Annotated in this window: 14 protein-coding genes; all 14 read left to right on the plus strand. The window is 62.0% G+C overall.

Annotated elements, in window-relative coordinates; translation table 11 throughout:
- The 14 genes from FOM02_RS27350 to FOM02_RS27415 all read left to right on the plus strand — a co-directional run bounded on the left by FOM02_RS27350 (window position 1) and on the right by FOM02_RS27415 (window position 12,675).
- A complete protein-coding gene (locus FOM02_RS27350; RefSeq protein ID WP_265440203.1) occupies window positions 1-1,893 on the plus strand; it encodes a terminase large subunit in 1,893 nt (630 codons plus the stop codon).
- Entirely contained in the window at window positions 1,871-2,074 is a 204-nt protein-coding gene (locus FOM02_RS27355; RefSeq protein WP_265440204.1) for a hypothetical protein, read from the plus strand. The genes FOM02_RS27350 and FOM02_RS27355 overlap by 23 nt, the downstream gene beginning before the upstream one ends.
- A complete protein-coding gene (locus FOM02_RS27360) occupies window positions 2,074-3,345 on the plus strand; it encodes a phage portal protein (protein ID WP_265440205.1) in 1,272 nt (423 codons plus the stop codon). Before FOM02_RS27355 ends, FOM02_RS27360 begins: the two co-directional genes overlap by 1 nt.
- A gap of 18 nt (window positions 3,346-3,363) precedes the next feature.
- Complete coding sequence (locus FOM02_RS27365) at window positions 3,364-3,858, plus strand: hypothetical protein (protein WP_265440206.1); 495 nt, start codon at window positions 3,364-3,366, stop codon at window positions 3,856-3,858.
- Between the two features lie 124 nt (window positions 3,859-3,982).
- Window positions 3,983-5,308: a hypothetical protein gene (locus FOM02_RS27370; protein WP_265440207.1), complete on the plus strand. Its 1,326-nt coding sequence runs from the start codon at window positions 3,983-3,985 to the stop codon at window positions 5,306-5,308.
- Window positions 5,309-5,426: 118 nt separating this feature from the next.
- Window positions 5,427-6,449 (plus strand): acyltransferase family protein, encoded by a 1,023-nt coding sequence (locus tag FOM02_RS27375; RefSeq protein WP_265440208.1) that lies wholly within the window; start codon window positions 5,427-5,429, stop codon window positions 6,447-6,449.
- 156 nt (window positions 6,450-6,605) lie between these two features.
- Window positions 6,606-7,694: a hypothetical protein gene (locus FOM02_RS27380; RefSeq protein WP_265440209.1), complete on the plus strand. Its 1,089-nt coding sequence runs from the start codon at window positions 6,606-6,608 to the stop codon at window positions 7,692-7,694.
- A gap of 146 nt (window positions 7,695-7,840) precedes the next feature.
- Window positions 7,841-8,557, plus strand: a complete 717-nt coding sequence (locus tag FOM02_RS27385; RefSeq protein WP_265440210.1) for an HK97 family phage prohead protease — start codon at window positions 7,841-7,843, stop codon at window positions 8,555-8,557.
- Between the two features lie 322 nt (window positions 8,558-8,879).
- Window positions 8,880-10,256 (plus strand): phage major capsid protein, encoded by a 1,377-nt coding sequence (locus FOM02_RS27390; protein ID WP_265440211.1) that lies wholly within the window; start codon window positions 8,880-8,882, stop codon window positions 10,254-10,256.
- Between the two features lie 83 nt (window positions 10,257-10,339).
- Window positions 10,340-10,777: a hypothetical protein gene (locus tag FOM02_RS27395; protein WP_265440212.1), complete on the plus strand. Its 438-nt coding sequence runs from the start codon at window positions 10,340-10,342 to the stop codon at window positions 10,775-10,777.
- Window positions 10,778-10,862: 85 nt separating this feature from the next.
- On the plus strand, window positions 10,863-11,309 hold the full coding sequence (locus FOM02_RS27400; RefSeq protein ID WP_265440213.1) for a hypothetical protein: 447 nt from the start codon (window positions 10,863-10,865) through the stop codon (window positions 11,307-11,309).
- A 24-nt stretch (window positions 11,310-11,333) separates the two neighbouring features.
- Window positions 11,334-12,020: a hypothetical protein gene (locus tag FOM02_RS27405; protein ID WP_265440214.1), complete on the plus strand. Its 687-nt coding sequence runs from the start codon at window positions 11,334-11,336 to the stop codon at window positions 12,018-12,020.
- 9 nt (window positions 12,021-12,029) lie between these two features.
- A complete protein-coding gene (locus FOM02_RS27410; protein WP_265440215.1) occupies window positions 12,030-12,269 on the plus strand; it encodes a hypothetical protein in 240 nt (79 codons plus the stop codon).
- A gap of 4 nt (window positions 12,270-12,273) precedes the next feature.
- On the plus strand, window positions 12,274-12,675 hold the full coding sequence (locus tag FOM02_RS27415) for a hypothetical protein (RefSeq protein ID WP_265440216.1): 402 nt from the start codon (window positions 12,274-12,276) through the stop codon (window positions 12,673-12,675).
- The last annotated feature ends 1 nt before the right edge of the window (window position 12,676 follow it).

Genomic DNA, 12,676 nt, shown 5'->3' on the forward strand with positions numbered 1-12,676 from the left:
ATGACGGCGCAGCTCGAAGCTGTCAGGCCCGAGAAACCAGCGGCGCTCAAGTCCTTCCCGAAGGCGGAATGGAATCCGGACTTCCGGTTCTGGGTTCACCCGAAGAAGGATGGTCAGGGCAACGTCGCGGTCGCGGGTTTCTGGATCGTCGGCGCATGGTGCGAGGGTGAGTTCTGGTATCACGAGCGAGCCGCTGACAAGGCGGCGTCGTTTTTCCCCAATCACCTGGTCTTCACCGAGGGCGAGTGGGCTGGCCGACCCTTCGTGCTCGAACCGTGGCAGGAACACGATATCATCCGGCCGCTGTTCGGCTGGAAGCGCGCCGACGGCACCAGGCGATTCCGCCGTTGCTTCGTCTGGATCGCGCGCAAGAACGGCAAGACCGAGCTCGCCGCCGGCGTCGCGCTCCTGATCCTGGTCGGCGATGCCGAGATGGGCGGGCAGGTGTTCTCGATCGCCTCGGAAGAGGCGCAAGCCAAAATCGTGTTCACCAAGGCGAGCAACATGGCGGTTCGAACGCCGGTGCTTGCGCAGAAGCTGGAATGCCTCGGCAAGGTGATCTACTGCCCGGAGCTGAACGGATCATTCCGCCCGCTCAGTGGCAAGCCGAAAGGCAAGCACGGCCTGAACATGTCGGGCCTTGTCGGCGACGAGATTCACGAGTGGCCGTCGGGCGACCTCTACACGTTCGTCCACGACAGTTCGGCCGCACGGCGCCAGCCGTTGGAATTCCTGATCTCGACGGCGGGCCAGAAAGGCACGCACGGCGAAGAGGTCTTCAGGGAATGCCAGGCGATCCAGTCTGGCGATGTCGAGGACCCGGAAACGATGGTCGTCATCTACTCGCCCAGCGAGGATGACGACTGGACCAAGGAAGAGACCTGGCGGAAGGGCAACCCGAACTTTGGCAACTCGGTCAAGCTCGAACCTTTTATGGCGGACTTCCGTCGCGCTCGTCAGTTGCCGCGTTTGGAAAACGACTTCAAGCGATATCGCTTGAACATATGGACGGATCAGGCGGTGAAGTGGCTGCCGATCAACTCGGTCGATGACGAGGGCCGGCGGTTCGGTTGGGATCATTGCATCGGTCCGGTTGCTTGGAACGCCCCTGAATTTGTCGAGCGACTGAAGGGCAAGACCTGCTACGGCGGCCTTGACCTGTCGTCGACCACGGACTTGTCGGCACTCGCGTGGTGGTTTCCGGCTCAGGCCGGCCTCGATGTGCCGGTCGTGCTGCCGCGGTTCTGGAAGCCGGCCGATCTGGTCAGAGAACACAGCCGCCGTGATCGTGTTCCCTATGATCGGTTGATCAAGGAAAGAGCGTTGTTTGAGACGCCAGGCAATGTCGTCGACTATGGTTTCATCGAGAAGCAGGTCCTCGACGATGCGCAGCAGTTTCGCGTCGCGCATTACGGCAACGACAATCGCGAGGCACATGAAGGTGGTCTTGCGATCGACCGTTTCAACGCAACCGGCACTGCAGTTCGCCTGCAGCAGGAAGGCATTCCGGTCGTGCTTTACGGGCAAGGCATGGTGTCGCTGTCGGCGCCATCGAAAGAGCTCGAGCGGCTAGTGATGAGCAACGGCTTTCATCACGGCGGACATCCGCTGCTTCGTCGGCATGCGCAGGTCGTGTCGATCGTCCAAGACGCGGCCGAAAACATCAAGCCGGTCAAGTCGCAGAAGACGGGACGCATCGACGGCATCGCGGCCTTTGTCAACGCGCTCGGCATCGCGGGCAAGGGCGAGACTCAGACCGGCGAATCCGGCTGGAACACCGATGATCTCGACGCGCTGATGGCGAAGATCGACGCCGCCGCGGAAGGCCTGGCACTTGAAGGAGACGAGGACAGTGGCAAGCAGGTGGTCCATGGCATCGGCAAACCTGCGTAAGGCGCTCGCGGCCGCCTTGCGCCGCGTCCCGCACGTCATGAACGATATCGCGGGCTTCGCAGGCGCCGGCCTGATCGCCTATGGCGCGTGGCTGATCTTCGTGCCGGCTGGTTTTCTTGTCGGCGGCACGCTGCTGATGCTGCTGTCGGTGCTGTTCGGCCGCAAGCTCGAGCGCGATTGATGAGCCTGTTTGGCGCGATAGCGCGCGAGTTTAAGGGGACGGACGGCCTCACCTGGGGCCAGATCAACGATCTCTGGTCCGGCCTGCTCGGCGGCGGTTATCAGTCGAAGTCGGGTCCGGCCGTCGGCTGGAAAAGCGCGCTGCGCGCCACGACCTTTCTCGCCTGTACCCGCCGCATTGCGGAAGCAGTGTCGACGGTCCCGACCAAGCTCTATCTCAAGCGGGAAGGGCAGACCCGGCAACTCGCGGTCGACCACCCGTTCTATGAGATATTGGATTCCGAGCCGAACGAGTGGCAGGATCCACTGCAATTCAAGGAGACGCTGGCGGTCCATTGCGCCGTCACCAACAACGCCTATGCGTTCAAGAACATCGTCCGGGGCAAGCTGGTCGAGCTGATCCCGATCATCCCGACCCACGTCCAGCCGAAATGGACGGCCGACCGCACGCCGTACTACATCGTCACCGCGCCGGACGGCTCGCAGGAGAAGTTCACGACCGACGAGATCCTGCACATCCGCGGCCTGTCATGGGACGGCCTCAAAGGCATGGACGCTGTCGCACTGCTGCAGGAGCCACTCGGCCTCGCGCTCGCCGCGGAACAGACCCACGCGATGCTGCATGCGCATGGTGCCCGTCCCTCCGGCATCGTCTCGGTGACCAAGAACCTCGACGAGAAAGAGCTGATCCGTCTCGCCGCCTGGGTGAAAAAGCACTACACCGGCCTCGACAACGTCTCCCGCGTCATGATCCTCGACAATGACGCGAAGTTCACGCCCTTCGACATGAAGGGCGTCGACGCCCAGCACATCGAGCTGCGCAAGTTCGAGATCGAGACGATCTGCCACGGCATGGGCGTGCTGCCGATCGCGATCGGCTATCCGGCCGAGATGGCGGCCCGGGCCGCGGCTGAGACGCTGATCTCGATGCACCTAGTGCATACCATCAGGCCCTGGCATCGCCGTTTCGAGAAGGCCTTCGACCGCCAGTGCCTGACGCGCGCGGAGCGCAAGGAAGGCTACTACACCAAGTTCATCGACGGCGAGTTCCTGCGCGCCACCGCGAAGGACCGCGCCGAATACAACAAGGTCGCGCTCGGCGGCGCCGGCAATGTCGGCTGGGCCCGCATCAACGACGTCCGCGGCTGGGACGACATGGATGAGATCGAGGGCGGCAATCACACATATGCGCCGATCAATGCCGGCCCGGTCGGTCCGGACGGCGTGCCGATCGCGCCGCAGGCGAAGCCCGCCACGCCCGAGCAGAAGTAGGGGAGCAGGAGCTACACGATGCCCGAGACCATGTTCATCAACGGCACGATGGTGAAGGCGAGCGGCAGCTTCACGCCGGCAGCCGCCTCCTACACCGCCGGCAATATCATCAGCGTGGCGCAGGAGTTCGTCTTCACCGATGCCAAGGGCCGCACAGTTCCACCAGGCTCGCTGATCCGCCTGATGAGCTCGGTGATGAAGGTCGCCGCCAGCGCGCTGATTTCGGGCGAGGGCGCCTATACGGCGCATGCCTACAGCGTCACGCCGCCGAGCGCGCGGGCCGACAACACGGCCTGGGCCCGCGCGAGCGGGGATCTGTCGGCTTATCGTGGCTCGATCGCGCTAGGCACGCCCGTCGCCGCGGGCGGCACCTGCTACGTCAAGACGCAGTTCTCCGATGTGCAGGATTTCGAGGTGATCGGCAACAGCCTGTTCCTCGAGCTGGTCAACGCCGGCACTTTCGTCGCCGCGGCCGTCGCGCGCCAGGTCTTCCTCTACGGTTTCCTGGTCTGAAGCCTTGTCCACTAACCCCAACACCACCCGGACTATGCTGCTCAGAGGCCTTGGGGGACCGAGAGTTCGAACGCCCGGGATTCTTCCGTTCAACGCCCGGATCGTGCCCGAGGGAGATAGCATCATGGAAGGTGCTTCCGGCCCTTCGTTTTTCAATGTCGCGATGTGGAAGACGATGGGGCGGTTCTATATGCCCTATCAATTCATGCAGGCGAAAGCAGGTCGCAACACCACGCAGATGGTTGCGAATATCCCGAACGTGATTTCGAAGCGGCCGGATCTGGTCGTCATCATGGGTGGAACGAACGGCTTTAAGGGTCTGCAAGGCTGGATTGACCTGCGGACGTGCGCGCTGGCTTACTTGCTGGGTGGGGCAATGTACGTCGTGATCATGCCGTGCATCCCGGATGACAGCGACAACTCATTCACGAACGGCACCGACACAACGCGCCGAGACTTGAACAGCTATATTCAGAACGGCGCTTCCGATCCTGTCGTCGGTCAGTATTTCCGTTCCGGAAATATCATCGCCGCCCCGTCTGTGGATGCCGGGTATGACACTACGGCGATGATGATCGGCGACAAGCGCCATCCTAACTGGCCCGGCGCTACCTACATTGCCACCCAATCTTTGGTGCGCGCACTTACGCCACTTATCACATCGTCGCTCGATCACTTGGCTCTCTACAACGACGCATCAAACCTGCTGAACACCTATTCGAACAACCCACAGATGCTTGGCACTGGCGGGGCGAACAATCTGACTACCGGATCTGTCGCAACGGGATGGCAGGCAGGAGCCATCAGCAGCGGCATGGGCGGTGTGTTCTCCAAGGTCAAGAAGACCATGGGTGCCGGTACGGTGCAGATTACCGGGACCACCGCGACCATCAGCGGTTATTCTGGGCCGCCGATCCAGGTCGGGCAGTACCTCTCAGCGGCCAGCGCTAATACTTCGATTGTGCAGCAGATCTCGGGCACGACCGGGCGCGACGGCACCTATCAGGTCAATAACTCGCAGTCGTTGGCGTCGATCGCAACCAATCTTCAGGTTGACGCGCAGCGCATCCTCGTGAACGGAACCGGTGTTTCCGCAGGAAACTACGTGCGCGAGTACAACAGGACCGCATTTCCGTTCAACGTGCTCGCGGGCCAGCAATATGACATGTGGGTGGCGTTCAATCTCGCGGCAGGCTGCACTGGGCTGCAAACCATCCGAACCAACTTCGGGTCGGGCAACATGCTGAGCTTGGACCAGAACCGGACCGAGCTGATGGACGGCATCGGGGAGATCGATGGCGTGTTCCGCACCTACTGCTTTGCTCCGTTCGCCGCTGACGGCGCGGCCCCCTTGTCGATGTTGGCCCAAAACATGTTTGCCTCATCGGGGACCATCGGAATGGATTTGACGCTCTATGCTCCGGTGTTGCGGCTGATTCCAGACCCCTAGGCTTGATCCCAAGACACATCGCATCTAAAGGTAGCGCCGTGTTTCTAAATATTTCGGTTGGTGTCTCATTTCCACAAATCCCGACAATCGCGGTAGTCCGCCAAAGGTATATTTCGGAGTGCAGGTCCTGCGCGGGTTTGCAGCTCTGGCTGTTGTTGTCGCCCATGGCGCGCAAGTGTTCGCGCAGCGAACGGGCTATCGCTTGGAACTGACGGCCGGCGAAAGCGGCGTCGATCTCTTCTTCGCCATCAGCGGATTTGTAATGGTCGTGGTGACGGCCGGCACATGGGGCAAGCCGCATATTGCTGGTAGCTTCCTTGCGAGAAGGATCATCAGGATCGTGCCGCTCTATTGGGCCGTAACCCTGCTGAAGTGTTTCCTGATGCTGCTGTTGCCGGCGCTGATCATGAACACAGAATTGAGCATCGCGCATTTGACGACCTCACTGCTGTTCATCCCGGGCCTCTACCAGTTCCCGATTTTGCAGGTCGGCTGGACGCTTTCTTTCGAGATGCTGTTCTATCTGCTGTTCGCTGCTGGGTTGGTCTTCACCAGCCGTCCTGTCTGGTTGCTCTCGGGTGGCCTCACTGCGATGGTGCTGGTCGGCGCCCTGTTCGGTAGAAACTGGGGTGCATTTTCGATCCTCGCAAATCCAATGTTGATCGAGTTCGTTTTCGGCATGTTGATCGGTCTCGCAACGGTCCGCGGAAAGTTCATGCCCGCGCCGATCTCTGTCGCGATCTTGCTGGCGTCGCTGGGGGCGCTCTGTCTCAGCAACTTGGTCGACTCCGCGGCGCTCTATCAGCACCGGCTCTGGGTCTGGGGCATGCCTAGCGCCATCGTGCTCGCGGCCGTCGTCTCGCTGGAGGCGCCGCTGAGAGGTCGCAACATCCGGCCTCTCGTTAAGCTGGGCGATGCGTCCTACAGTCTCTACTTGATCCATGCGCTTGTCATAGGCGCCGTGTGGTCAGTATCGACCAAGGTGGTGCCTCTGAACGTTTTCACGTCGGTCGCCATCTATGTGCTCGCAACCGTCGCATCTGTTGTAATCGCATGGATCATCTATCAGTGGATGGAGCTGCCGGTCACGTCGCGTCTGACGAAGTGGTGGGCTTCGCGGCGGGCTGTGGCGACCGCCTAGGTCCTCTCCCTCAGGGGGTGCGAACGTCCGCGACGCCGACGTTTACCATCTCTTCAGGTTTTGATCGCCGCCTGTTTCGTTCTGAATCACCTGCTAGACGCCGAGCGTTGACCTCGCGACTCCGCGCTGATTCCCTCTTCGCAGGAGGGATCAACAGTGAAATTACGCAAGCTCATTGAGCTCTACCAAAAAGACCCGTTGTCGCGCTGGCATCAGCTTCGTTACGCGACGCAAAAAACCCACACCAACCTGCTGCGGCAGATCGACCGCCGCCATGGCCACGTCAAGCTGAAAAGGATCAAGGGCCGCACGCTGCTGAAATGGCATGCGCAGTGGCTGGACGGCACCAAGTACTCGGCGGCCCGTTCCTTCATCAAGAAGATCCGCGTGCTGTTCGGTTACGGCTTGACGATCCGCGAGGATCGCCAGTGCGCGCGGCTCCGGCAGGTCATGTCGGCACTGCGCTTCCCGGGCTCGCCGAAAGGCACCCAGCGCATCACGGCCGAGCAGGCCATCGCCGTCCGCCAGCGCGCGTGGGCTTGTGGGTGGGGCTCGGTGGCCCTGGCGCAGGCGCTCCAATTCGACGTGCTGTTGCGGCAGAAGGACGTCATTGGCGAGCATGTGCCGGTTGGGCTGAAAGAGGGTGGTGTGGGCCTAGTCGTCGGCGACGAGAAGTGGGTGCGTGGTCTCCTTTGGTCGGAGGTCGACGATCAGCTGATCCTGCGGCACCAGACGTCCAAGACCGGTAAGCTGGTTGTCGTGGACCTCAAGCTCGCGCCGATGGTGCTCGAGGATCTGCGGCGGATGGGCGTGGTTGCGCGGCGAGGGCGGGTACGGCTGATCGGCCGGCGCGATGGGCCAATTATCACCGACGAGAGGACGGATCTGCCGTATCAGGCATACGAATTCCGCCGACGCTGGCGCGCGATCGCGCGCAGCGAAGGCATTCCCGACAATGTCTGCAATATGCACAGCCGTCACGGCGGCATTACCGAGGCCTTCGACGCCGGCGCCGAGCCTGACTTCATCCGCGCGGCGGCGACGCACAGCGAGCTCGCCACGACGCAAGGCTATAACCGCGGCGAGGAGCTGGTCCGGACGTCTGCGGTGCTGCGAGCAAGAGTGAGGAAGCGCGGCAGACCGGGAAGGACTCTGAAGGGTCGCATCCATGCTCATCGCCGCATCGAAAACGCGACGCGGCGTCATCGGCAAACCCCGAGGCTCTCTCGGACTGCCACATCGTGACGAGGCGATCGAGTGCCCCGTTAACCGCGAGGGGACGTCGGCGATGACGACCGCATGGCCACCGGCGCGGCCGTACCTGTCGGGATCCTCGACACCGTCTATTCGCCGATCATGCTGGGCGTCGGGCCCATTCCGGGAGAGAATTGATGATCGAATTCAAATCCGCCGCGTCTCGCCCTCAGCGCAAGGCCGTCGCCTTCGCATTCAAGTTTCTCGACGACAAGGCGTCGCCCGGCACCTTCGAGGGCTATGGCTCCGTCTTCAACAATGAGGATGACGGCGGCGATCTGATCCAGCCCGGTGCGTTTGCCGGCGTGATCCAGCGCCACCAGGCCAAAGGCACGATGCCGAAAATGCTGCTCAACCACGGCAGCATGGGGGCCGGCTTTTTTGGCGGCAACGATCCGATGGCGGATCTGCCGATCGGCTGCTGGGACACCATGAGCGAGGATACGCACGGCCTGCAATGCAAGGGTCGGCTGATCAATCTCGACACGGAATCCGGCAAACGCATCTATGGCGCGATGAAGGAGAAGGCGCTCGACGGCCTCTCGATCGGCTACAGCGTCGGCGACTACGTGCGCGGCACCAAGCCGAACGAGCCGCGCCGCACCATCAAGACCATCAAGAGCCTGCCTGAAGTGTCGCTGGTGACGTTCCCGATGAACGACATGGCGCGCACCAATGCGGTGAAATCGATCAATACGATCAGGGAATTCGAGGATGCCTTGCGAGACGTGCTCGGTTTTTCCAACGCGGCTGCCAAGGCTATCGCGCAGCGCGGCTTCAAAACAATGGATTCGACGGAGGCTGGGCTTGACAGCTTCGTTCGATCCTTGCGAGAGGTGAACGGTACCTTCTGAGCCTTGGAGGCGCGTTTGTATTACACCTATGTCTTCTATGATCCGCGGTCGGCGATCGCGATCTATGTCGGCAAGGAAAAGCGCGCTAGTGGGCGTCATCGCGACCACTTTACGCAGAAAACGAAGTCTATCGCCGCGAATTGAAATCTCAGGACTAACAGTTTTCAACGAGTTTCGCAGTGAGCGGCGCCCTTGGGATGAGGGACGCTCGATGCGTCATGTGCGTCGGAGCCTCGGGATGAGGACGGCGCGAACAAGCTGCTCGAGAGCCTCAAGGCGCTTCGGGCCATTTCGCAACCCACTTCATCCTAGAGAGGCTAAGATGCCCGAACTCGAAGACGTGCTGGCGGACGCCCAGCGCGAGATCAAGTCCATTGGCGACAACGTCAAGGGCCTGAAGGACTCCACCGACAAAGCGATTGCGGAGATCCGCAAGATCGTCGACGACGCCCCGAAATCGCTGGCCAATTCCGACCAGTTCAAGAAGGACGTCGAGAACATCACGGCCGGTGTTCTCGAAAAGAACGACGCTCTGACCAAGCAGGTCAAGACGCTAACCGAAACGGCGCTGAAGGCCGTCACCGATCGAACCGACGAGATCGAGAAGAAGCTCAATCGCTCCAAACTCGGCGGCTGGGGCGACAGCGACGCCGGCACCAAGGCCGCGCAGGCCTTCGCCCGCGATGCCAAGGCCCGCAAGGGCGAGCTACGCGCCGATTTCGATCCGGAGGCCGTCGACCTCGAGGAGATCAAGTCCTATTGCAAGGCCTTCCCGGTCTACCTGCGCAAGGACGACAAGGGACTGCAGGGCGCCGAAGTAAAGGCCATGAGCATCGGCTCGGATCCGGACGGCGGCTACATGGTCACGCCGACCATCGGCCAGATCATCCAGGGTGTGCAGTTCGAGACCTCGCCGATGCGCGCGGTGGCCAATATCGAGACCATCTCCTCGGATGCGATCGAATATCCGCGCGACGACGACGAAGCCTCCTGCGGCTGGGTCGGCGAGCAGGAAGACCGCACCGAGACGGGCACGCCCAAGGGCGGCATGCAGCGGATTCCTGTCCACGAGCTCTACGCCAACCCCAAGGTGACGCAGAAGCTGCTCGAGGACTCCGCCTGGAACGTCGAAGCCTGGCTCGGCAACAAGATCGGCGACAAGTTCGGTCGGACCGAAGCGACGGGCTTCGTCACCGGCAACGGCATCAAAAAGCCGCGCGGCTTCACCACTTATGCCAGCGGCACCTATGCCGCCGGCGGCTCCGGTAAGATCGAGCAGATCGCCGCTGGCGCCGCGGGCGTGGTCTCCTGGGACGATTTCATCAACGTCATGACGGCGCTGAAGGAGTTCTATCTGGGCGGCGCGATCTGGATGATGCAGCGTGCCACCGTCGGCAAGGCGATGCTGCTCAAGGACGGCGACGGCAAGTACATCTGGCTGCAGAACCAGCAGGCCGGCAAGCCGTCGATCCTGCTCGGTCACGAGGTACGGCAGGCGGCCGACATGGCTGCGGTCGCCGCCTCGGCGCTGCCGGTGGCGTTCGGCAACTTCAAGATGGGCTACACCATCGTCGACCGCATCGGCATCTCGACCTTGCGCGATCCTTACACGGCCAAGCCCTTCGTGCAGTTCTACAGCCGCAAGCGCGTCGGTGGCGACGTCACCAACTTCGAGGCCATCAAGCTGCTGGCGACGTAAGCCGAGATCGCTCTCCAATCCGGGTGCGCAAATTTGCGCATCCGGCGATGCTCCCATCAACCCATTTCGGAGACCAATTCGCCATGCGCGATTTTCTTCACTCCGTTGTTGCCAAGCGGGCGATTTCCTCGACCCGCGTGACCGACAACACCGCCCAGGTGTCGCAGATCATCGACATGCAGGGTTTTGAGGCCGCGATGTTCGTGATCAACACCGGCACCCTTGCCGATGCTGACGCGACCTTCGCGGTTCTGCTCGAGGAGGGCGACCAGGCCAATCTCTCGGACAACGGCGCGGTTGCAGCGAAGGACATGATCAGCATGTCCTCGGCCGCCGCGATGACGGCGGCCGGCTTCCAGTTCGATAGCGACAACCAGGTCCGCACGATCGGTTATATCGGCGGCAAGCGCTACATCCGCCTGACCATCACACCGGCAAATAACACCGGCAATGCTGACATCGGGGCAATCTGCCTTCAGAGCCGCGCGGGCCTTCGTCCGACGGTACAGGGTACCTCTTAGTCTTCGCATTCACCCACATCGAACCGAGGTGCCGGCGCGTCCGGCGCCTCATTCCCTTTTCATCTGAAATCAGGAGGTCGCGGCCATGACGACGCAGTCGGCAAGTCAGAACGTATTGGTCGGCATCGAGCAGGGTGGGGCGCGGGGCTTCGTCAAGAACGGCGGCGCCTTTGATATTGAGAGTGGTGGCGCACTGAAGATCGCCGGTACCGATGTCACCGCGCAGCTCGCCAAGGCCATGGCGTCGCCGGCGGGCGGTAACAAATTCGTGGGTGGTCAGATCAGCACCGCGACCGCGGCGGATACGGTCATCACCGGGCTCGCGACAGTGGTTGCTTGTGGCGCAACGTTTGATTCCGATCCCGGCGATGATCCGATGTTGGTCTCTGCCACCATCGGCGACCAGGCCGGATCGCCGGCCGCCGGCTCGATCATCGTCAAGACCTGGAAGAACACCGGCGGCACGGATCCGACGCCGCTCGCCGCCACGACCTTTACCAAGAAGGTCAACTGGTGGGCGTTCGGCAGCTAAACGGCCGCTCCGGAGATCTATGGCATGCGCTCTCTCGTCGAGATCCTGACGCCGGCGCCGTCCTCGGCGCTGACGACGCTTGCCCGCGTCAAGGGCGAGCTCGACATCAAGATTAAGGATGACGACGAGGTGCTGCTTGCCAAGATCAATGAGGCGAGCTCCGATATCGAGGCGGCCCTTGGATTCAGGGTGCCGAAGGAAGACGTCAAAGAGACGTTCTGGCACGACACAGTAAGTCTGCCGGCGGCGCCGATCTCGCGTACTGGCCTCGGAACGCCGCCCGAGACCACCTTGTTCCTGTCACGCAAAAAGGTGAGGACGATCGCGAGCGTCGTTGTCGATGATGAGACGCTGGATCCCTCGGAATACCGGGTTGATGGGGATGCAGGCCTCCTGGATCGGCTGGATTCCAACGGGTGTCCCTGCGTGTGGCGCTTCTGCAAATCGGTCATAGTGACCATGACGGCCGGCTACGTCCTACCCGGCAGCTCCGGTCGGGATCTGCCTTATGGCATCGAAGGGGCCGTCGTGGCGCTGGTCTCCTCGTATTGGGCGAGCAAAGGCCGGGACACGACATTGCGCTCCGAGGAGATCCCCGGCGTGATCCGGCGCGATTACTGGGTCGGGGCGGTTGGAGATCCCGAGCTGCTGCCGCCGCGGATACTTGCCTCGCTCGTCCAATTTCGCCGCTTTATCGCGGCGGTCGCCTGAGGGTTGATCATGAACATGCTTGATGACGTGGAATTTCAGGTGGCCAAGCTAGAGCTTGGCCGCCGTGACGTGCTGGTTGTTCGAACGGAGCGCCCGCTGACGTCAGTCATGGCCGCTGAGCTGCGCGCGCAGCTCGAGCGCCGGCTCGATCTTCAGGCCCGCGTCCTGATCGTCGATCCGGCCGTAGAGCTGGCGGTTGTTTCGCGTAGCGAGGCGAAGAAGCTTTCGGACAAGCGCGAAGGGGCCTGAGACAATGGACAACGCCGGCACCTATGATCTCGCTGTCCTGGACTCGAGCGCCTTTCCCGCGAGCGGCATCCTCTCTGCCATTACCGGTCTCGACGGCATGTCCTCTGTCTCGCTCGAGGCCGCGTTCAAGCAGGGTTCAGGTGGCGCGACCTTGTCGGCGATCGTGATGACCACTTTCGACGATGGCCAGTCCTGGCGCCACGTCGCGCGCTTCGATTTTACGACGTCATCGGCGACTAAGCTTGCCAACATCCAGGCGAGCGGCGTCAAGGCAGTGACGGCCTATGCCGATCTCGCCTCTGAAGGCGTCAATGACGGCATGCTGGGCGATCAGCTCGCGGTCAAGATCCTGACCAGCGGCAGCTACAGCAACGCCTCGCTCTCGATCCGCGCCGCTGTCAGGTGAC

This window comes from Bradyrhizobium sp. SEMIA, from assembly GCF_014844175.1.
Classification (GTDB): domain Bacteria; phylum Pseudomonadota; class Alphaproteobacteria; order Rhizobiales; family Xanthobacteraceae; genus Bradyrhizobium; species Bradyrhizobium arachidis.